Annotated in this window: 13 protein-coding genes and 3 rRNA genes; 10 read left to right on the top strand and 6 right to left on the bottom strand. The window is 63.0% G+C overall.

Going from position 1 to position 20,919, the window contains the following annotated elements; genetic code table 11:
• Window positions 1–7 precede the first annotated feature (7 nt).
• The 6 genes from ArtHe_RS08550 to ArtHe_RS08525 all read right to left on the bottom strand — a co-directional run bounded on the left by ArtHe_RS08550 (window position 8) and on the right by ArtHe_RS08525 (window position 6,347).
• Window positions 8–517, bottom strand: coding sequence for a hypothetical protein (locus tag ArtHe_RS08550; RefSeq protein ID WP_248319589.1), 510 nt, complete (start codon window positions 515–517; stop codon window positions 8–10).
• A gap of 144 nt (window positions 518–661) precedes the next feature.
• Complete coding sequence (locus ArtHe_RS08545) at window positions 662–3,187, bottom strand: FtsX family ABC transporter permease (protein ID WP_248319588.1); 2,526 nt, start codon at window positions 3,185–3,187, stop codon at window positions 662–664.
• Window positions 3,180–3,950 carry an ABC transporter ATP-binding protein gene (locus ArtHe_RS08540; RefSeq protein WP_248319587.1) on the bottom strand — a complete coding sequence of 257 codons (771 nt, stop codon included), beginning with the start codon at window positions 3,948–3,950 and terminating at the stop codon, window positions 3,180–3,182. The genes ArtHe_RS08545 and ArtHe_RS08540 overlap by 8 nt, the downstream gene beginning before the upstream one ends.
• A 69-nt stretch (window positions 3,951–4,019) precedes the next feature.
• On the bottom strand, window positions 4,020–4,334 hold the full coding sequence (locus tag ArtHe_RS08535; RefSeq protein WP_248319586.1) for an MmcQ/YjbR family DNA-binding protein: 315 nt from the start codon (window positions 4,332–4,334) through the stop codon (window positions 4,020–4,022).
• A 31-nt stretch (window positions 4,335–4,365) separates the two neighbouring features.
• On the bottom strand, window positions 4,366–5,106 hold the full coding sequence (locus tag ArtHe_RS08530) for a response regulator transcription factor (RefSeq protein ID WP_248319585.1): 741 nt from the start codon (window positions 5,104–5,106) through the stop codon (window positions 4,366–4,368).
• A 2-nt stretch (window positions 5,107–5,108) separates the two neighbouring features.
• The gene (locus tag ArtHe_RS08525; protein ID WP_248319584.1) at window positions 5,109–6,347 is read right to left on the bottom strand and encodes a histidine kinase; all 1,239 of its coding nucleotides are present in this window, start codon (window positions 6,345–6,347) and stop codon (window positions 5,109–5,111) included.
• Window positions 6,348–6,515: 168 nt separating this feature from the next.
• On the opposite strand from ArtHe_RS08525, the gene ArtHe_RS08520 reads away from it, so the two are divergent.
• The 10 genes from ArtHe_RS08520 to gltX all read left to right on the top strand — a co-directional run bounded on the left by ArtHe_RS08520 (window position 6,516) and on the right by gltX (window position 20,919).
• Window positions 6,516–7,580: a 3-isopropylmalate dehydrogenase gene (locus tag ArtHe_RS08520; RefSeq protein WP_248319583.1), complete on the top strand. Its 1,065-nt coding sequence runs from the start codon at window positions 6,516–6,518 to the stop codon at window positions 7,578–7,580.
• A gap of 62 nt (window positions 7,581–7,642) precedes the next feature.
• Window positions 7,643–8,749, top strand: coding sequence for a branched-chain amino acid aminotransferase (locus tag ArtHe_RS08515; protein WP_248319582.1), 1,107 nt, complete (start codon window positions 7,643–7,645; stop codon window positions 8,747–8,749).
• A 6-nt stretch (window positions 8,750–8,755) separates the two neighbouring features.
• On the top strand, window positions 8,756–9,553 hold the full coding sequence (locus tag ArtHe_RS08510) for an MBL fold metallo-hydrolase (RefSeq protein WP_248319581.1): 798 nt from the start codon (window positions 8,756–8,758) through the stop codon (window positions 9,551–9,553).
• A 616-nt stretch (window positions 9,554–10,169) separates the two neighbouring features.
• A 16S ribosomal RNA gene (locus ArtHe_RS08505) occupies window positions 10,170–11,698 on the top strand.
• 588 nt (window positions 11,699–12,286) lie between these two features.
• Window positions 12,287–15,422 (top strand): 23S ribosomal RNA (locus tag ArtHe_RS08500).
• A 239-nt stretch (window positions 15,423–15,661) separates the two neighbouring features.
• Window positions 15,662–15,778, top strand: a 5S ribosomal RNA gene (gene rrf / locus ArtHe_RS08495).
• The 16S, 23S and 5S rRNA genes sit together here, the layout of an rRNA operon.
• Window positions 15,779–16,254: 476 nt before the next feature.
• Window positions 16,255–17,856: a DUF5979 domain-containing protein gene (locus tag ArtHe_RS08490; RefSeq protein ID WP_248319580.1), complete on the top strand. Its 1,602-nt coding sequence runs from the start codon at window positions 16,255–16,257 to the stop codon at window positions 17,854–17,856.
• Between the two features lie 87 nt (window positions 17,857–17,943).
• Window positions 17,944–18,717 (top strand): fumarylacetoacetate hydrolase family protein, encoded by a 774-nt coding sequence (locus tag ArtHe_RS08485; RefSeq protein ID WP_066303407.1) that lies wholly within the window; start codon window positions 17,944–17,946, stop codon window positions 18,715–18,717.
• Between the two features lie 24 nt (window positions 18,718–18,741).
• Window positions 18,742–19,365: a hypothetical protein gene (locus ArtHe_RS08480; RefSeq protein WP_248319579.1), complete on the top strand. Its 624-nt coding sequence runs from the start codon at window positions 18,742–18,744 to the stop codon at window positions 19,363–19,365.
• Window positions 19,366–19,398: 33 nt separating this feature from the next.
• Window positions 19,399–20,919, top strand: coding sequence for a glutamate--tRNA ligase (gltX, locus tag ArtHe_RS08475; RefSeq protein ID WP_248319578.1), 1,521 nt, complete (start codon window positions 19,399–19,401; stop codon window positions 20,917–20,919).

Here is a 20,919-nt window from a genome sequence, read left to right as displayed (position 1 = left end):
TGCCGGCCTAGGTGAGGAAGCGTGCCGGTGCGGTGTCTTCCATGACCTTGGCGACGGCGTCCTGCTGTGCCTGGGCCGTGCTCAGCAGCTCCCGGATCCGCGGGGCGTGGAACCGGTGGTCGTGGGCGGAGAGGACCAGCAGCGTCCGCCACAGGCATTCCTTGGCCCGTACAATCGCCTGGAGCGTTTCGAGTTCGAGCTGGCCGGTGGTTCCGGAACCGGTGCTCAGCGGGTTGACCGGGCCGGCGCGCCCCACCAGGGCGCCCACCCAGGCCAGGGCCGTCTTGAGCCGGCTGCGCTGATAGCCCAGTGCCAGGATCAGGGTCTCGAGCTCGTCCCGCTCATCCGAGATCTGTTCCGTGAGGCTGGCGAAGACGCCCTCATACTCGGTGCCTTCCCAGGTCCTGCGCGCTGCCTTGAAGAGCCGCACGCCGGACTCGGCACCCAGCAGATGGTCATCCAAGTAGGCGGCCAGCGACTCGTGGCGCGGTGTCCTGCCGGACTCTGTCTGGGGCATGGCGGGCTCCTTCATCGATCCGGGGTGGCAGGCAGGCCTGCCGCCAAAGCTCAGTCTGCTTTGTATCTTCGCAGATCACTGAGCAGTTGCGCGAGGTATCCGTCCAGCCGGCGGATACCCCGCGCACCGGGAAACTGGTTCCGGTCAGTCCGCTGCCAGTCCTGCCACCGGAGACAGCCGGGCTGCCCTGCGGGCCGGAAGCAGCGAGGCGGCCAGGCCTGCTGCCAGGGCGACGGCGAGGACGCCGCCCAGCTGGGCCCAGGGGAGAGCCGGCGTGACGGCGGCGAAGGAGCCCAGAGCGGACTGTGCCCCCAGCCAGCCGTACAGTGCCCCGAGCAGGCAGCCGAACAGGGCTGCCACTCCCGCGATCAGCACCGCCTCCAGTGCCAGCATGCCGCGCAGCTGGCCCCGGGTGAGCCCCAGCGCACGCAGCAGGGAGGATTCCCGGGTGCGTTCCAGGACGGACAGGGAGAGCGTGTTCGCCACACCCACCAGTGCAATCACGACGGCGACCCCCAGCAGCCCGGTCACCACCATCAGCAGCACATCGATGACCTGCTCGTACGCTGCGCGTTCAATCGAGGAGCCGGAGATTTGGTAGTCCTCGACGCCGACGGCCGCGGCCAGTTCCGACTGGAGATCCATCAGCTCATTGGTGCCCAGGCCGTCAGCGACTGAGAGCCAGAGCATGGGCTCCGGCACATAACCGCCCGCGTCCGTCGCCGCGGGGAGGCCGCCCATCGCCTCGGCCGTCTGCGCCGAGACCAGTGCGGGGAAGTAGGCGCTGCCGGAGGTTCTAACCTTCAGCTGGGTGTCGCCCGAGGCTCCCCGGACAGTGACGGTCTTCGCCTCGGTGCCCTGCGGCATGATGATCTCGCCGTCCTCCGGAATCAGTGACGGGTCCTGGAGGACAGAGGTTCCGGCGGAATCGAGCGCATAAACAGCGATGTCGCCGTCGTTGCCTCCGGCCATTCCGGCGACGGGCATCAGCACAGCGTTCTCCACGCCCTGCACTGACCGTGCTGTGGCGGTGTCACCGGCGTCCAGCGGACTTCCATCCAGCAGAGCCCCCCGGACGCTGACATCCACGGGAAATTCACTGGACAGCGCTGAATCGAAGGCGGTTCGTGCTGTTGCCGCTCCGGTCATCATCATGGCCACCAGGGTCACGCCGATCAGCAGGGCCGACGACGTCGCAGACGTGCGCTGCGGGTTGCGGACCGCGTTGACGGCGGCGAGCTTGCCCGGCACACCGAGCGGTGCCGCCAGGGCACCGACGGCGCGGACCAGCGGGGGGACGAACAGAGTGGAGCACATCAGCACGCCGACGAAGCTCAGCAGGCCGCCGGGGAGGGCAATCAGCAGGTCTCCGCGGACGGCACCCAGAATCAGCAGGGCGCTGCCGCCCGCGGTCAGCACCAGGCCGGCGGTGAGCCGGACCCGGCCCTTGCGGGTGCCGGCACGGATGTCCTCGGCCGGACGCAGTGCGGCCAGCGGGGCCACAGCGGTGGCGGCCCGGGCGGGAACCAGTGCGGCCAGAACAGTGAGCAGAATCCCGGCGGCCATGCCCGCCACCACCGACCAGGGGGTGACGGCCATGGTGGCGAACCCGCTGTTCGGCTGCGTCTGGAGGTAGGCCACGATTGCCGCGACCAGCCCTACCGCGGCCAGCACACCGGCAACAGACGCCACGATGCCTACCAGGAGCGCTTCGACGAGGACGGAGCGGCGGATCTGGGACCGGGCTGCTCCGATGCAGCGCAGCAGGGCAAGTTCCCGGGTCCGCTGCGCCACGAGCACCGAGAAGGTATTGGAGACCACCAGGGCGCAGACCAGGAGGGCGACGGCGGCGAACGCCAGCAGGATGATGGTCAGGGCGTCTTCGCCGCCGGTCAGGGATGCGACGAGTTCCGTGGTCTGTTCCTCCACGGTCCGTACGGTGACCGCGGAGATACCGGCAGCGGCCAGGTCCTGCTGGAGCGCAGCCTGGACCTCCTGCAGCGAGGCTCCGTCCGCGAGGGAAAGCTGGATGCTGTCAAAACCGTAGGCGGGGTCGGCATACAGGGCGGCCGCCGCATCCACTGCGTAGAGCTGGGCAGCGCCCATCATGCCGGGATCCGCGGAAGTTTCCACCAGCGCGCTGACCCGCAGTTCCGCCGGCGGCACGTCAGTGGTGGGGTCCTGGGACGCGACGGGCAGCATCGAGCCCAGGGAAAGGCCCCGGCGCTCCGCCGTTGTCTGGTCCACGGCGATCTCCGTGCCCGTGACGGGCAGGGTTCCCTGAACCACGTCGACCGGCATCAGCGACTTGTCGGACGGAATGTTCCTCAGCTCGGCGAAGGCGGTGCTTCCGCCGCCGCCGATGGTGACGTAACTGGTCCGGACTGCATAGGCATCGGTGACGCCGTCCACACCGCGGGCCAGGCTGGCGGTCTCCTCGGTGAGGACCGCCCAGCTCTGGGACTCGTCGTCGTATCCTGCTGACACGACCAGGTCCGCGTTCCGGAAACTCTGGCCCACGCTCTGCGTCAACGACGCCTTGGAGGAGGAATTGATGATCAGCGTCGCGGTCAGGAAACCGACCGCGATCAGAACCGCGACGCCGACGGCGATGAAGCGCCGCGCATTCAGGCGCACCTGCGCCAGGGCTACCTGCAGCACGTCAGGCACCCAGCTTCGTCAGGGCCGAAAGGACCGATTCAGGCGTGGGCTTTGACAGCTCGCCGACGAGTTCGCCGTCGTTCATCAAAACAACGCGGTCGGCGTAGGAGGCCGCGACCGGGTCGTGGGTGACCATGATGATGCTCTGGCCCATCTCCCGGGTGGAGCGCCGCAGCAGCGAGAGCACCTCGGCACCGGAGCGGGAGTCAAGGTTGCCGGTGGGTTCGTCGCCGAAGACAACGTGCGGGCGGGTCAGCAGGGCACGGGCCACCGCCACGCGCTGCTGCTGGCCGCCGGAGAGTTCATGCGGGCGGTGCAGCAGGCGCCCTTCCAAGCCGAGCGTGCGGGTGATCTCGCCGAGCCACTGCTTGTCCACCTTCCCATTGGCCAGGGCGACGGGAAGGGTAATGTTCTGCTCCGCGGTCAGCGTGGGGACGAGGTTGAAGGACTGGAACACGAATCCGACGCTGTCGCGGCGGAGCCGGGTGACGTCTGCGTCATTCAGTCCGGTGATCTCCGTACCGCCGATCCAGATCTGTCCGGAGTCCGCCGAATCCAGCCCGGCCAGGCAGTGCATGAGGGTGGACTTGCCGGAACCGGAGGGGCCCATGATGGCGGTGAAGGAGCCGGACTCAAAGCTGACGTCCACGCTGCGCAGGGCGTGGACAGTGGTGTCGCCTTTTCCGTAGGTCTTGTTCAGTGCCTGTGCCGCCGCGGCAGCCGTGGTGCTGCCGGGCCCGGGCACAGGGTTTTGCTCAGTAAGGGTTGTCATACCCCCAACGCTATTTCGCCGGCCGGTGCCGGCACATCGGAGGGTGGAGGGGGATTACCGTCCACCGGGTCATACCGTGGGTGGAAGCGGGCCTGCCAGCTGGTAGGACTCCAGCAGCAGCTCCTGCAGTTCTGTCTCCTCCACCGCAACGAGCCGGACCAGCACCAGCAGGGGTGAGCGGTCATGATGCGGGGTCCAGAAGAACTTCTGCGGATCCGTGCCGGCCAGGGCCTCGCGTTCCTCCGATTTCACCGTAAGAACGCCGTCCTCCCACATGCGGGCCATCAGCGTGCGGGCAAACCAGGCCGGCTGCTGCCAGCTCAGCCGTTCGGTAACCCCGGGCAGCGCCAGGCAGATGGAACGGACGTCGTCCTGAGTGGACACGACAGGCCCCTCTCCGCACGGCAGCTTCGCGCTATGGGGCGACGATACCGGTTTCGTAGGCGATGACAACCGCCTGCACCCGGTCCCGGGCGCCGAGCTTGGCAAGTATGTGGCCGACGTGGGTCTTGACCGTGGCCTCGGACAGGAACAGCGTCGCCGCGATCTCCGGATTGGACAGGCCGCCGGCAATCAGTGTGAACACTTCGCGCTCGCGGGGCGTCAGGGTCTCCACGCTGGCAGCGTGCCGGCTGACCTCGGGAGTTGGTTCGCGCAGCAGGGGAGCCACATGGTCCAGCAGCCTCCGCGTGGTGGAGGGCGCAATCACGGCATCCCCGCGGTGAACGGTCCGGATCGCGTCCAGCAGTTCCTCGGGCGGCGCGTCCTTGAGCAGGAAACCGCTGGCTCCGGCGCGGATGGCGGAGAGCGCATATTCGTCCAGGTCGAAGGTGGTCAGGACAACTACCCGGATTCCAGTGTCCGTTGAGCCCTCCGGCTGCGCCGCTGCGCGCTCAAGGATTTTGGCGGTGGCCTCAATCCCGTCCATACCGGGCATCCGCACGTCCATCAGGACGACGTCGGCAGGGACCGAGGAGAGGACCCGGACGGCTTCGGCGCCGTTGCCGGCTTCCGCCACGACAGTCAGGTCCGGCTGTGAGTTGATGAGCATCTTGAAGCCGCCGCGGACCAGCTGCTGGTCATCGACCAGGGCTACGCGGATCGGTTCCTGGCTGGCTTCGCCGCCGTCAGGTTGGGGGGACAGGGCGCCGGTCATGCTTAGGCCTCCGTATAGGGAATGAAGGCGGCCACGCGGAATCCTCCGCCGGCCGCGGGTGCAGCAATAAGGCTTCCATCGTAAAGGGCCACACGTTCGGTCATGCCCTTGATGCCCTGGCCGTGACTGCCCGCGTTGTTCCCTGCGCCGCCGGGGGCCGCGGCATCCGCCGCAGCTCCCCGGCCGTCGTCGCGCACCTGGATTTCCAGGCCCCGGGGCGTCCATTGGAGGTCCACCTCTGCGTGCGACTGGGGGCCGGCGTGCTTGAGCACGTTGGTCAGTGACTCCTGGATCACCCGGTAGGCCGTGAGCTCCGCACCGGCGGGCAGCGGACGGCGCATCATTCCGGTCCGGTTCACCCGTACTTCCAGACCGGCGCGCTGCACGGCGTCCACCAGGGAATCGACGTCGTCAAGGGTGGGCAGGGGACGGGTCGAGGCCAGCTCGTCGCCGCGGAGCACCCCCAGCAGCCGGCGCATTTCGCGCAGCGAACCCCGGCCGGTATCGGCGATGGTGCCCAGGGTCTTCGCCGCAATCTCCGGATCCTGGGCGCTCGCATACCGGGCGCCGTCGGCCTGCGTAATGATGACGGAGAGCGAGTGCGCCACGATGTCGTGCATTTCGCGGGCAATGTGGGTGCGTTCATCGGCAGCGGCCAGATCGCGTTCCTGCTGGCGTTCCACCTCCAGGCGCCGGGCATGGTCCTTCAGGGCCTGCATGGCCAGGCGCCGGGTGCGGGCCAGGTCGCCAAACGTCCAGGCCACCAGCACCACCGCGTCGACGGCGATCACGGAGATCACAAAGATCACCAGCTGGCCCGGGAAGAGCTGCGGGGTGCCGGCAACCATCTGCACCGAGGGGATGACCAGATACCGCAGGATGAGCAGGACCCCGCCGACCAGAGCCAGGGCCAGCCCGCTGAGGCTGGCCCAGCGCGGGGCATGGGCGGCCAGGGAATAGACGGTGCCCAGAACCAGGACGTAGGCCGGCAACCCGGTGTCCGGAACCAGGACCAGCGACAACAGGCACGCCGAGGCCTGGATCGCAGCGGCTGTCACCGGCCGGGACCGGCTCCAGGCCAGCGGCAGGCAGAGCGCGCAGGAGAGGAGGAACTCGACCACTGATCCGGTAAAGAGCAAAAAGGGGACTGCGAAGATCAAGGTGACGCCGAGGGCCTGCGCGAGGTCCACCTTGCCGGGGTTGGCCTGGACCCAGGCATAGATTCGTCGGTGCAGGAGCATGGAAAACAACTCTAGGGCCCGGCGGTGGAGGGGCGCGTCATGCCGTGGTCTGAACCTGGAGTCCGCCGTGGACCGTGCCGGCACCCGCGTCGCTGCCGCTCCCGTAGCTCCGTCTCAGTATGTGATACGTGTTGACCGCTATATGGACAGTCTTCCTAGAATTGGCCCATGAATGAAGCAGCGTCGAACGTTATCTCCCTGGCCGTCATCCCCGGCGACGGCATCGGTCCCGAAGTCACGGCAGAAGCCGTCAAGGTACTGACGGCGGTGACGCAGGGCAGCCCGGCGCGCTTCGACCTCACGGAATATTCCCTCGGTGCCGAGCACTGGCTTCGGACCGGTGAAACCCTTCCGGAAGAAACCCTGGAGTCGCTCAAGGGGCACGACGCCATCCTCTTCGGTGCTGTCGGCGCCGCACCGGGGGACACCACCATGCCGTCGGGCCTGATCGAGCGCGAACTGCTGCTCAAGCTGCGCTTCAGCCTGGACCACTTTGTGAACCTGAGGCCGTCCAAGCTCTTCCCCGGCGTCGCCAGCCCGCTGGCCAATCCCGGCGAGATCGACTTCATCGTCGTCCGCGAGGGCACGGAAGGTCCATACGTCGGCAACGGCGGATCTCTGCGCACGGGGACCCCGCATGAAATCGCCACCGAGGTTTCGCTCAACACGGCCCACGGCGTCGAGCGCGTGGTCCGGGACGCCTTCCGCCGGGCCAACGACCGGCCGCGCAGGAAACTGACCCTGGTACACAAGCACAACGTCCTGGTTTACGCCGGCAAGCTGTGGAAGCGGACCGTGGACGCCGTCGCCGCCGAGTTCCCGGACGTCACGGTGGATTACCTCCACGTTGACGCCGCGACCATCTTCCTGACCACGGACCCCTCCCGGTTCGACGTCATCGTCACCGACAACCTGTTTGGCGACATCCTCACCGACCTCGCTGCTGCGGTCACCGGCGGGATCGGGCTGGCCGCCTCCGGCAACATCAACATGGAAGGCACCTTCCCCTCGATGTTCGAGCCGGTTCACGGCTCAGCCCCGGACATTGCCGGCCAGCAGATTGCCGACCCGACGGCGGCGATCCTCTCTGCGGCGCTGCTGCTGCACCACCTCGGTTTCCACTCCGAAGCGGAACGCGTGGAACAGGCTGTGGAAGCCGACGTCGCAGGCCGCACCGCACACACGCGCAAAACGGCGGAAATCGGCGATGCGATCGCCGCGGCAGTGTCATAAGCTCAACAGTGACCCAATCAATCGGCAAAGAGAACGGCTTCCCCGTTCACCGTGGAGGAATAATGTCTGTCAGCGCTCTGGAGTTCACCCAGAAGCTATCCGCCCAGCGCAAGTCCGAGGAGGAACGCGCACGGATTCTCGCGGATCCGGGATTCGGAAACCACTTCACGGACCACACTGCCGTCATTGATTACCGTGCCGGCGAAAACGGCGAAGGCCAGTGGCAGGACGCCCGCATCGAGCCTTACGGTCCGATCGCCATGGACCCGGCTGCCGCGGTGCTGCACTACGGCCAGGAAATCTTCGAAGGCCTCAAGGCCTACCGCCACCAGGACGGGTCCATCTGGACCTTCCGTCCGGAAGCGAACGCCGCCCGCCTCAACACCTCGGCCCGCCGCCTGGCCCTGCCGGAACTGCCGGAGGAGCTGTTCCTCGAATCCCTGAGCCAGCTCGTCGCCGTCGACCGGGACTGGGTTCCCACCGGTGACGGGGAATCCCTGTACCTGCGCCCGTTCATGATCGCCACGGAACCGTTCCTCGGCGTGCGCCCGGCCCGGGAGGTGTCCTACCGCGTCATCGCCTCGCCTGCCGGCAACTACTTCGGCGGCGAGCTCAAGCCCGTGTCGATCTGGCTGTCCACGAAATACGCGCGGGCAGGCCGCGGCGGAACCGGCGAAGCCAAGTGCGGCGGTAACTACGCCGCATCGCTGATCGCACAGATGGAAGGCGAAGCCAACGGCTGCAAGCAGGTATTGTTCCTGGACGAGTTCAACGACAACGCTGTGGAAGAACTCGGTGGAATGAACGTGTTCTTCGTCTTCAAGGACGGACGGCTCGTGACACCGGCGCTGTCGGGCACCATCCTGCACGGGGTGACACGCAATTCCGTGCTCCAGCTGGGACGCGACCGCGGACTGCAGGTTGAAGAACGCAAAATCACCCTGGACGAATGGCGCGACGGCGTTGCCTCCGGCGACATCACCGAGGTTTTCGCCTGTGGCACTGCCGCGGTGATCACGCCGGTCGGCGAGCTGAAGTCGGAGACCGAGACCATCGGTTCCCCGGAAGCTGCGGCAGGGGAGATCACCATGTCGATCCGCCGGGAACTCCTGGGAATCCAGACCGGAGCCGTGGAGGACACCCGCGGCTGGCTGACCCGGCTGGCGTAACCGGAGATGACTGAATCGGCACAGCCGGCACCGGAACAGCTGGTGCGCAGTTCCCCGCTCGCCCGGTACCGGCTGGCCGACAATCCCGGGCCCATGAGCCTGGACGGCACGAAGAGCTACATCATTGCCGCCGCAGACGGCGGCCCCTCGGTAGTGGTTGATCCGGGTCCTGCCCAGGAAGACCACCTCGCGGCCCTGGCTGCCGCAGGCGACATTGCCCTGATTCTGATCACGCACAGGCACCCGGACCACACAGAGGGAGCCGAAAGGCTGCACCAGCTGACGGGTGCACCTGTACGCGCCGCCGATCCCGCCTTCTGCCACGGCGGAGAAAAGCTGGCCGACGGCGAAGTCATCCATGCCGGCGGTACACGGATCCAGGTAGTGGCGACGCCGGGGCATACTTCCGACTCCGTCTGCTTTTATCTCCCCGCAGACGGCTCCAACGGTTCGGTGCTGACCGGTGACACCATCCTGGGCCGGGGGACCACCGTGCTGGATTACCCGGATGGAACCCTGGTGGACTTTATGGCCAGCCTGGACAAGCTCGGCAAGCTGGGCCCCGCCACGGTGCTGCCGGCCCACGGCCCGGACCTGGAGAACCTCGAGTCCGTGGTTCTGACCTACCGTGACCACCGGGATGAACGGCTCGCACAGATCAGGTCGGCGCTGGAGCATCTGGGGGAGGGCGCCACGGTTGGGGACGTGACCGACGCCGTCTACGCGGATGTGCCCGCGTCAGTCCGTTCCGCGGCCGAGCTTTCGGTCGCCGCACAGCTGGAATACCTGCGCGTCACCAGCTGAATCCGGCCGTTGTGAGCACCGGCACGGCCGTTCGGCTTGCGCCTGGCCGCCCGTCTCTCCCTACAATGGATCTGTACTTCCCGCCGGGGCCGGCTGGTTCCGGAACGGGGAGGACACGCACCGAAGGCTGGGCCGGACGGTGCGGGGCATCACAGCCCCGCCGAGTTGCAGGAACTGCCCGGGGTGTGGCAAGATAAACGAGTTGCCGCCGACCAGGACTGGTCGGAACGGAAACCAAACCCACACAAAATCACGGATAAATCCGGTTGCTTTTGTGTGGTTCGGACAGCCGGTTTGAACGGTTCGGAACGATTTCCACGGAAATCCGCCGAATTGCAAAAACCGGAAAGATGAAATAGAATTATGAAACACCGCAGCGGTGCGAAAAGAAAAACATTGATCCGGAAACGGAATGGTTTTTCTGAGTAGACCGGATGCGACTGTTGTTTGAGAACTCAATAGTGTGCCAAGTTTATTGATACCAATTATTTTGATTGGTTGAATTGGCTGTCCCGCCCACCCCGTGGGCTGTGGATGGTTTTTTTAGCTGGTTTCGAATTTAGTGCAGAACTGTGCAGCCAATTTTCCTTGGCTCCGGTTTTGTGTCTGTAACACATTTACGGAGAGTTTGATCCTGGCTCAGGATGAACGCTGGCGGCGTGCTTAACACATGCAAGTCGAACGATGACTTCTGTGCTTGCACAGAATGATTAGTGGCGAACGGGTGAGTAACACGTGAGTAACCTGCCCTTAACTTCGGGATAAGCCTGGGAAACTGGGTCTAATACCGGATACGACCACCTGGCGCATGCCATGGTGGTGGAAAGCTTTATGCGGTTTTGGATGGACTCGCGGCCTATCAGCTTGTTGGTTGGGGTAATGGCCCACCAAGGCGACGACGGGTAGCCGGCCTGAGAGGGTGACCGGCCACACTGGGACTGAGACACGGCCCAGACTCCTACGGGAGGCAGCAGTGGGGAATATTGCACAATGGGCGAAAGCCTGATGCAGCGACGCCGCGTGAGGGATGACGGCCTTCGGGTTGTAAACCTCTTTCAGCAGGGAAGAAGCGAAAGTGACGGTACCTGCAGAAGAAGCGCCGGCTAACTACGTGCCAGCAGCCGCGGTAATACGTAGGGCGCAAGCGTTATCCGGAATTATTGGGCGTAAAGAGCTCGTAGGCGGTTTGTCGCGTCTGCTGTGAAAGCCCGGGGCTCAACCCCGGGTCTGCAGTGGGTACGGGCAGACTAGAGTGCAGTAGGGGAGACTGGAATTCCTGGTGTAGCGGTGAAATGCGCAGATATCAGGAGGAACACCGATGGCGAAGGCAGGTCTCTGGGCTGTAACTGACGCTGAGGAGCGAAAGCATGGGGAGCGAACAGGATTAGATACCCTGGTAGTCCATGCCGTAAACGTTGGGCACTAGGTGTGGGGGACATTCCACGTTTTCCGCGCCGTAGCTAACGCATTAAGTGCCCCGCCTGGGGAGTACGGCCGCAAGGCTAAAACTCAAAGGAATTGACGGGGGCCCGCACAAGCGGCGGAGCATGCGGATTAATTCGATGCAACGCGAAGAACCTTACCAAGGCTTGACATGAACCGGAAAGGCCTGGAAACAGGTCCCCCACTTGTGGCCGGTTTACAGGTGGTGCATGGTTGTCGTCAGCTCGTGTCGTGAGATGTTGGGTTAAGTCCCGCAACGAGCGCAACCCTCGTTCTATGTTGCCAGCGCGTTATGGCGGGGACTCATAGGAGACTGCCGGGGTCAACTCGGAGGAAGGTGGGGACGACGTCAAATCATCATGCCCCTTATGTCTTGGGCTTCACGCATGCTACAATGGCCGGTACAAAGGGTTGCGATACTGTGAGGTGGAGCTAATCCCAAAAAGCCGGTCTCAGTTCGGATTGAGGTCTGCAACTCGACCTCATGAAGTTGGAGTCGCTAGTAATCGCAGATCAGCAACGCTGCGGTGAATACGTTCCCGGGCCTTGTACACACCGCCCGTCAAGTCACGAAAGTTGGTAACACCCGAAGCCGGTGGCCTAACCCCTTGTGGGAGGGAGCCGTCGAAGGTGGGACCGGCGATTGGGACTAAGTCGTAACAAGGTAGCCGTACCGGAAGGTGCGGCTGGATCACCTCCTTTCTAAGGAGCACCTCAAGGCCCATGTCCTTCCACAGTGCTGGATGTGTGTTTTGCAGGAGATGCCCATATCGGGGACATATGTTCCCCGGTGGGTGCTCAAGGGTGGAATATCAATAAGCAGGTGCCCGGCGCTACGCCTGGCAGCCCAGTACGTTCTGTTCCTTCGGGGACGGGATTGGAACACGCTGCCGGATCGTGGGACCGGGTTTTTCCGTTTGGCACACTGTTGGGTCCTGAGGCAACAGGACCGTATGAATGACAATTGACTGCTGGTGGCCTGATCCGTTTTGTGCGGAGCGGGTGCCGGCGGGTGGTTGGAAGGACACGGATTCGGTGTTGTTTCTGATTGTTCCTGCGCAGGTCTGAGACTGTCACGGTAAATACGTGGTGGTGGAGGGGTGTGACGGGGTTGTTGTTTGAGAACTACATAGTGGACGCGAGCATCTTAAAAATTATTAAGTGCAATTTCAGAAAAACCTGGTAGATCCGGTTGGTCTGTTGGCTTGTCCTCCTTTGAGGGGGTGGGTTGATGGGTTGGCTGGTGAGACCGTGGTTTTCTCGATAGCGATATTAATTATTGATCTTTGTGGTCAAGTTTTTAAGGGCACACGGTGGATGCCTTGGCATCAGGAGCCGAAGAAGGACGTAGGAATCTGCGATAAGCCTGGGGGAGTTGATAACCGAGCGTTGATCCCAGGATGTCCGAATGGGGAAACCCCGCCCGGCGCGCGAGTGACCGGGTGACCCGCATCTGAACACATAGGGTGCGTGGAGGGAACGCGGGGAAGTGAAACATCTCAGTACCCGCAGGAAGAGAAAACAACAGTGATTCCGTTAGTAGTGGCGAGCGAACGCGGAAGAGGCTAAACCAGTGGTGTGTGATAGCCGGCGGGCGTTGCATCACTGGGGTTGCGGGACTTTCCGTACCAGTTCTGCCGGATTGGTGAAGTGAGTGCAGGTGCATAGGTGAACTGGTTTGAAAGCCAGGCCGTAGAGGGTGTTAGCCCCGTAACCGGAATGTATGCTGCCGCTTGGAGAGGATCCCAAGTAGCACGGGGCCCGAGAAATCCCGTGCGAATCTGCCAGGACCACCTGGTAAGCCTAAATACTCCCTGATGACCGATAGCGGACAAGTACCGTGAGGGAAAGGTGAAAAGTACCCCGGGAGGGGAGTGAAATAGTACCTGAAACCGTGTGCCTACAAACCGTTGGAGCAGCCTTGTAGCTGTGACAGCGTGCCTTTTGAAGAATGAGCCTGCGAGTTAGTGTTACGTCGCGAGGTTAACCCGTGTGGGGAAGCCGTAGCGAAAGCGAGTCTGAATAGGGCGAGTGAGTGGCGTGATCTAGACCCGAAGCGGAGTGATCTACCCATGGCCAGGTTGAAGCGACGGTAAGACGTCGTGGAGGACCGAACCCACTTCAGTTGAAAATGGAGGGGATGAGCTGTGGGTAGGGGTGAAAGGCCAATCAAACTCCGTGATAGCTGGTTCTCCCCGAAATGCATTTAGGTGCAGCGTTGCGTGTTTCTTACCGGAGGTAGAGCTACTGGATGGCCGATGGGCCCTACAAGGTTACTGACGTCAGCCAAACTCCGAATGCCGGTAAGTGAGAGCGCAGCAGTGAGACTGTGGGGGATAAGCTTCATAGTCGAGAGGGAAACAGCCCAGACCACCAACTAAGGCCCCTAAGCGTGTGCTAAGTGGGAAAGGATGTGGAGTTGCCCAGACAACCAGGAGGTTGGCTTAGAAGCAGCCACCCTTGAAAGAGTGCGTAATAGCTCACTGGTCAAGTGATTCCGCGCCGACAATGTAGCGGGGCTCAAGTACACCGCCGAAGTTGTGGCATTCAGATTTTTGGTAAGCCTTCGTGGTTCAGCCGTCTGGATGGGTAGGGGAGCGTCGTGTGGGCAGTGAAGCTGCGGTGTAAACCAGTGGTGGAGCCTACACGAGTGAGAATGCAGGCATGAGTAGCGAAAGACGGGTGAGAAACCCGTCCGCCGAATGATCAAGGGTTCCAGGGTCAAGCTAATCTGCCCTGGGTAAGTCGGGACCTAAGGCGAGGCCGACAGGCGTAGTCGATGGACAACGGGTTGATATTCCCGTACCGGCGAAAAACCGCCCATACCAAACGGGGGATACTAACCGCCCAATACCTGACCGGCCGCCCTTGTGGCGACCCGGTTTTTGGTGGAGCGCGGGACCGTAACCCGGGAGGTAAGCGTATTAACAGGTGTGACGCAGGAAGGTAGCCGGGCCAGGCGATGGTAGTCCTGGTCTAAGGATGTAGGGTCAGTGATAGGCAAATCCGTCACTGTGTCTTTGATGACGCACCTGAGATCTGATGGGACCCCCGAACGGGGGAATCCGGTGATCCTATGCTGCCTAGAAAAGCATCGGCGCGAGGTTTTAGCCGCCCGTACCCCAAACCGACACAGGTGATCAGGTAGAGAATACTAAGGCGATCGAGAGAATTATGGTTAAGGAACTCGGCAAAATGCCCCCGTAACTTCGGGAGAAGGGGGGCCTGCCCCGTGACCGTCACTTGCTGGCGTGAGCGGGTGTGGGCCGCAGAGACCAGGGGGAAGCGACTGTTTACTAAAAACACAGGTCCGTGCGAAGTCGCAAGACGATGTATACGGACTGACTCCTGCCCGGTGCTGGAAGGTTAAGAGGACCGGTTAGCCCTTACGGGCGAAGCTGGGAATTTAAGCCCCAGTAAACGGCGGTGGTAACTATAACCATCCTAAGGTAGCGAAATTCCTTGTCGGGTAAGTTCCGACCTGCACGAATGGAGTAACGACTTCCCCGCTGTCTCAACCATAAACTCGGCGAAATTGCAGTACGAGTAAAGATGCTCGTTACGCGCAGCAGGACGGAAAGACCCCGAGACCTTTACTATAGTTTGGTATTGGTGTTCGGTGTGGCTTGTGTAGGATAGGTGGGAGACTGTGAGACCCGGACGCCAGTTCGGGTGGAGTCATCGTTGAAATACCACTCTGGTCATACTGGATATCTAACTTCGGCCCGTAATCCGGGTCAGGGACAGTGCCTGATGGGTAGTTTAACTGGGGCGGTTGCCTCCTAAAGAGTAACGGAGGCGCCCAAAGGTTCCCTCAGCCTGGTTGGCAATCAGGTGTCGAGTGTAAGTGCACAAGGGAGCTTGACTGTGAGAGAGACATCTCAAGCAGGGACGAAAGTCGGGACTAGTGATCCGGCGGTACATTGTGGAATGGCCGTCGCTCAACGGATAAAAGGTACCTCGGGGATAACAGGCTGATCTTGCCCAAGAGTCCATATCGACGGCATGGTTTGGCACCTCGATGTCGGCTCGTCGCATCCTGGGGCTGGAGTAGGTCCCAAGGGTTGGGCTGTTCGCCCATTAAAGCGGTACGCGAGCTGGGTTTAGAACGTCGTGAGACAGTTCGGTCCCTATCCGCTGCGCGCGCAGGAAATTTGAGAAGGGCTGTCCTTAGTACGAGAGGACCGGGACGGACGAACCTCTGGTGTGTCAGTTGTACTGCCAAGTGCACCGCTGATTAGCTACGTTCGGATGGGATAACCGCTGAAAGCATCTAAGCGGGAAGCCTGCTTCGAGATGAGATTTCCATACACCTTGTGTGTGAGAGGCCCCCAGCCAGACCACTGGGTTGATAGGCCGGATGTGGAAGCGGGGACTAAAGACCCGTGAAGCTGACCGGTACTAATAGGCCGATAACTTACACCACAACACACTCTGGCGGAACACGACTTCAAACGGTTCCGCAATATAGAGGGGTGTGATGATCATGCTGCTTGCGTCCACTATGTGGTTCCCGGACAACAACCCGTTGGGTTGTTATTCCAGGGAACAAATAATTGAATACACGGTACCCGTGTAATCCACCACAGATTTACCCGCCCCCCGCCACCGCATCCTCCTTTTCGGGATGATGCCGGCAGCAAGAGGGGTTTGGGTTGGAAGGGTTACGGCGGTCACAGCGCGGGGGAAACGCCCGGTCCCATTCCGAACCCGGAAGCTAAGACCCGCAGCGCCGATGGTACTGCACCCGGGAGGGTGTGGGAGAGTAGGTCACCGCCGGACAATCATTTCAAGGCCACCCCCCTTTGTGGGGTGGTCCGGGTTCAGGCCCCGCACCCTTGGTGCGGGGCCTGACCTGTTTAACCCCGCTTAACCCGCGGATGTCCCCCCCACACACCCCCTGCTCCCGCCTCGCCTGCTGTTCTGCACTCCTGGGCAGGAAATCGGTCAGATTTAAACCTGCGTTATCTGTTTAGCAACCCTTTTGTAGCCAAGTGCACATCTATTTGCGCTGTCGCTGGCCGCTGATTTCCAGTACCCTCGCGGATTCGTGGGGGCGGAAGTGCTCCGATAGGCCGCAAAGTCTCGGTTGCGGCGTCGAAAAACAGCTAACGCAGGAGTCGATGTCCATGAGATCTTTTTTGTCGCTGTCCAAGGCCAACGGACAGTCAGTTAGACGTAAACGGGTGCCTGTATGGCGTGCACTCTTAGCGGGGCTAATTACCTCCGGCCTCTTGATGGCAGGCCCCTTGAACGCGATGGCTGTTGAGCCACTGCCGGCGTTGGAGGTCACCGGCTTTGGTCCCGGTCTAGAGATCCAAGGGCTGCATCCCGGGCAGGGCAGCGGTATGGACCCGACCGCCGAATACCCGGCGGAGAATCCGGCGGACTATGTAGACATCGACACTTTCGCCGGGATCGTTAATGCGGTCAGCGCCGAGGGACAGCCGGTCCAGATGTACTGTATCAACGTCTATCTGGAAACCGGCGTAGGTATCGAATATCAGTTGGACTCCTGGGCAGAGTCCAACGTGCCGAATATCGGGTACGTGACGTTCATCCTCAACAACTACTATCCAATGATGCCGCAGCCGGCCGGGTTGACTGCTGACCAGCAGGCTGCCGCCGTGCAGGCAGCCATCTGGTATTTCACCGATGGATACGTGGTCGACACAGCTCAAACTGACATCCGGGGAGCGGTGGCCGCAATCGTTGCTGCCGCCCAGGCAAACGGACCGGTCCTTGAGCCAGCGGTACCCGGAATCGAAATCACGCCCGAAACGGCGTCGGCCGATATGGGAACGCGGGCTGGTCCCTTTACCGTCAACGGGGAGAACGTGGACGTTGTGACGGTGACGGTTCCCGATGGGTTTACACTTCACACGGCGCAGACTGGGGGAGACGCCCTCGCCAGCGGATCTCAGGTGCTCCCTGGAACGCAATTGTGGGTGCAGAACAACACGACGGGGCCATCGTCCGGCGCCCTGGGGGCTGTAGCCAACGTGAGCGTCCAGGCGGGGAGTGTGTACCTGGCACAAGGGAACCCCGGTGCGGCCCAGCCGCTGATCCTCGCGGCCACGAGTCAGCTGGGCGCCAACGACACCGCTTTGTTTTCCCACCTGCAGGTGGACCCTGGATCCTTGACGGTGGCTAAGACGATTACCGGCGCCGGGGCGGGCAACCAAGGGGACATAGTCGTCAACGTGGACTGCGGTGCCGGGCTCCCCGGCTCCTTCACCATTCCCGCCGGGACTCCTGCTGGCGTATATACCCAAGCCTTTGAAGGAATTGCTGATGGTGCTCTGTGCACGGTTAGCGAGGAAGTCACAGGTGCGAATGAGGTTGTGACTGTCACCGCCGGCGAAACAATCACTGTTCAAATCACATCAGGGAATACCGCGGTTGCCGAACTGGTCAACGATGTCCAGTTCATTTACGGCCAGCTGATCGTGACCAAGAGCCTTGCCGGGGCCGCAGCGGGCCTTCAGGACCGTGTAGTCCTGAGCGTTATCTGCGACGGCACAGTGAGGGACACGATCCTGATTCCCGCAGGCAGCACAGCTGCGGTCAGCCGGTCCTACCCGGACATTCCTGCGGGCTCAACGTGTTTCATCCGCGAGGAAGAATCGGGCCAGAACAGTGCCGTCCTGGTGACCGTCGACCTGCCGGACCCAGTGACTGTCATGGGGGGAGAAAGTGTTTCGCTTGAAGCAGTCAACACCTTCACGGGGCGGGGACAGGCAAAGCTGCCCCAGACCGGAGCGGCACTCACCACTGAAATGGCCCTGATGGGAGGCGGGATCCTCCTGACGGGCACGCTGCTGGTCCTCGGATCCGCTCTGCGGCGCCGCAATCAGTAGAGGACGCCGTTCCCGAATGCGCTGCTGCCGGCCGGACCGCCGGCAGCAGCGCATTCCCGGGCACCTTTCTCGACTACGCTTGGAAACATGCGTATTGCTCGGTTTATCCAGGACAGTGACCCTGCTTTCGGCGTCGTCGACGGCGAAGAAGGTTTCGAAGAAATTGCGGTTATTAAGGGTGATCCCTTCTTCTCCGGCGTGCAGCTCACGGGGGAGCGGCACAAGCTGGAGGACGTGCGGCTCCTCGCGCCGATTATCCCGCGCAGCAAAGTGGTGGGCATCGGCCGGAATTACGCCGATCATGTCGCTGAAATGGGCAATGACGTTCCTCCGGCGCCCCTGATGTTCCTCAAGCCCAACACCTCCGTGATTGGGCCGAACGATCCGATCGTGCTGCCCTCCTTCTCCGAAGAGGTTTCCTACGAGGCGGAGCTGGCCGTTGTTATTGGCCGCATCTGCAAGGACGTTCCGCTGGACCGGGTCGACGAAGTCGTTTTCGGCTACACCTGCGCCAACGACCTGACCGCCCGCGACGCCCAGCGAACCGACGACCAGTGGGCGCGGGCCAAGGGCTTCGACACCTCCTGCCCCATCGGTCCGTGGATCGAGACCGAACTGGACACGGACAACCTCGCGGTGCGCGCGTTCCTGGACGGCGAGCAGGTCCAGAACGGCAACACCGACCAGATGATCTGGGGCGTCAAGGAACTCGTAGCCTATGTTTCCCAAGCCTTCACGCTGCTGCCGGGCGATGTCATCCTGACCGGAACCCCTGCCGGCGTCGGCCTCATCACTGAAGGCCAGCGCATTGAAGTGCAGGTCGAGGGCATCGGTACGCTGGCGAATATCGTCCGGGCCTAATCTGCGCCCGGCGCTTCTGGGGGAATGATGGCGGCACCTGCCCAGCTCCGCGGCGCTTCCCTGGCGCCCGGAATAGTCTGGGCAGCCGCCCTGATGCTGGCGCCGTTCACCGGTGCCGGCACGGCGGCAGGGACTGGAACCGGTACGACGGCGGCGCCCTGGTTTTGGGGCGCCGGCACCGTGCTGCTGGTTATTGTTTTTCCCTGGGTGCTTGTGCGGACGCTCGACCGGAGGGGCGACCTGCGCCATTCCATCGCGCGCGCCGGTGCCGGGCCAGTGATCCTGGGTGCCGGCGCGCTGTGCTTTATGCTCCTGCGCCTCATCCTTTGGCTCGACGGTCCGCGGGAGCTGGCCGCCGTCGTCTTCGCGATGATTGCCTCCTACACCGTTACCCTGCTGCTGCCCCGGACGCGGCGGCCGGACTGGCCGGCGCTGAGCCTGGGCGCCGGCGTCGTTATTCTGCCTGTCCTGGCGGCATCAGCCATCCCCGGGCTTCCTGGTCTGGCTGTGGCAGCAGGGTTGGGTGCAGCCTGCGCCGTGGCGCTGCTGCTGGTTAACGCGGGTCGACGCCGGCTGCTCGCATCTGCCGCGGCTGGAGCGCTGGTGGGTGGCGGGGTTTTCCTGCTGCTTCGGGCCGCCGCCGGATAAGGGTTTGCCCGCAGCGACTAAACTGGGGGAATCATGACTACAGAGCCTTCTTCCCTTGCCGATCTTCCCACCGTCAACGACAGCACGCCGGTGCGCGTGCGCTTCTGCCCGTCTCCCACGGGTACCCCGCACGTCGGGCTGGTCCGTACCGCCCTGTTCAACTGGGCCTACGCCAAGCACACCGGCGGCACCATGGTGTTCCGCATCGAGGACACCGACGCAGCCCGGGACAGCGAAGAAAGCTACCATCAGCTGCTCGATGCGCTGGGCTGGCTGGGCATCACCTGGGATGAAGGCGTTGAAGTTGGCGGCCCGCACGCACCGTACCGGCAGTCGCAGCGCGGGGAGATCTACCAGGAGGTCATCCGCAAGCTCAAGGATGCCGGGCACCTGTACGAGTCCTACTCCACTCCGGAGGAAATCGAGGCCCGTCACCGTGCTGCCGGCCGGGACATCAAACTGGGGTACGACAACTTCGACCGCAGCCTGACCGAAGAGCAGATTGCGGCGTTCAAGGCCGAAGGCCGCGAGCCCGTGCTGCGCGTGCGGATGCCGGACGAGGACATCACGTTCACCGACATGGTCCGCGGCGAAATCACCTTCAAGGCCGGCACCGTTCCCGACTTCGTGGTGGTCCGCGCCAACGGTGCGCCGCTCTACACTCTGGTCAACCCAGTGGACGACGCGCTGATGGGTATCACCCATGTACTGCGCGGCGAAGACCTGCTCTCCTCCACACCGCGCCAGATTGCCCTGTACCGGGCGCTGATCGACGTTGGAGTGGCGGAGTACATGCCGCTGTTCGGGCACCTGCCGTACGTTATGGGGGCCGGCAACAAGAAGCTCTCCAAGCGCGATCCCGAGTCCAGCCTCTTCCTCCACCGCGAACGCGGGTTCATCCCCGAGGGCCTGCTGAACTACCTCTCGCTCCTGGGCTGGTCGCTGTCCGCTGACGAGGACATCTTCGGCGTGGATGAACTGATCAAGAATTTCGATATCCACGACGTTCTCTCCAACCCGGCCCGCTTTGACCTGAAGAAGGCCGAGGCCATCAACGGCACGCATGTGCGCATGCTGGAGGCTTCCGACTTCCGGAACCGCCTGGTGCCGTACCTGCAGCACGCAGGACTGGTGGAGGAAACGCTGACGCCGCGGCAGGAGGAAATCCTCACCGAGGCAGCGCCGCTGGTCCAGGAACGCATTACCCTGCTGGGGGAGGCACCGGACATGCTCGGGTTCCTCTTCAAAGCCGACGATGCCATTGATGTGGCGGATGACGCACGGAAGGGCCTGCCGGCGAACCTCGGCGAGGTGCTCGATGCCACTCTCGCTGCGCTGGAACCGGTCGAGGACTGGACCGCCGAGAACATTCAGGCTGCCCTGCGCCAGGCGCTCGTGGAAGACATGGGCATCAAGCCGCGCCTCGCCTTTGGCCCGGTCCGCACCGCCGTTTCCGGCCGCCGGATCTCGCCGCCGCTGTTCGAGTCCATGGTGATCCTGGGCAAGGACTCGTCGCTGGCACGCATCCGCGCGTTCCGCGCTGCGGAGGCCTGA

The organism is Arthrobacter sp. Helios, assembly GCF_023167125.1.
Lineage (GTDB): Bacteria > Actinomycetota > Actinomycetes > Actinomycetales > Micrococcaceae > Arthrobacter_B > Arthrobacter_B luteolus.
This window is presented reverse-complemented; position numbering and strand designations above follow the sequence as displayed.

Excerpts from the sequence above, each read along its gene's own strand:
- ArtHe_RS08550 (WP_248319589.1), bottom strand. The coding sequence starts at position 517 with ATGCCCCAGACAGAGTCCGGCAGGACACCGCGCCACGAGTCGCTGGCC.
- ArtHe_RS08540 (WP_248319587.1), bottom strand. The coding sequence starts at position 3,950 with ATGACAACCCTTACTGAGCAAAACCCTGTGCCCGGGCCCGGCAGCACC.
- ArtHe_RS08530 (WP_248319585.1), bottom strand. The coding sequence starts at position 5,106 with ATGACCGGCGCCCTGTCCCCCCAACCTGACGGCGGCGAAGCCAGCCAG.
- ArtHe_RS08525 (WP_248319584.1), bottom strand. The coding sequence starts at position 6,347 with ATGCTCCTGCACCGACGAATCTATGCCTGGGTCCAGGCCAACCCCGGC.
- ArtHe_RS08520 (WP_248319583.1), top strand. The coding sequence starts at position 6,516 with ATGAATGAAGCAGCGTCGAACGTTATCTCCCTGGCCGTCATCCCCGGC.
- ArtHe_RS08515 (WP_248319582.1), top strand. The coding sequence starts at position 7,643 with ATGTCTGTCAGCGCTCTGGAGTTCACCCAGAAGCTATCCGCCCAGCGC.
- ArtHe_RS08510 (WP_248319581.1), top strand. The coding sequence starts at position 8,756 with ATGACTGAATCGGCACAGCCGGCACCGGAACAGCTGGTGCGCAGTTCC.
- ArtHe_RS08490 (WP_248319580.1), top strand. The coding sequence starts at position 16,255 with ATGGCTGTTGAGCCACTGCCGGCGTTGGAGGTCACCGGCTTTGGTCCC.
- ArtHe_RS08485 (WP_066303407.1), top strand. The coding sequence starts at position 17,944 with ATGCGTATTGCTCGGTTTATCCAGGACAGTGACCCTGCTTTCGGCGTC.
- ArtHe_RS08480 (WP_248319579.1), top strand. The coding sequence starts at position 18,742 with ATGATGGCGGCACCTGCCCAGCTCCGCGGCGCTTCCCTGGCGCCCGGA.
- gltX (WP_248319578.1), top strand. The coding sequence starts at position 19,399 with ATGACTACAGAGCCTTCTTCCCTTGCCGATCTTCCCACCGTCAACGAC.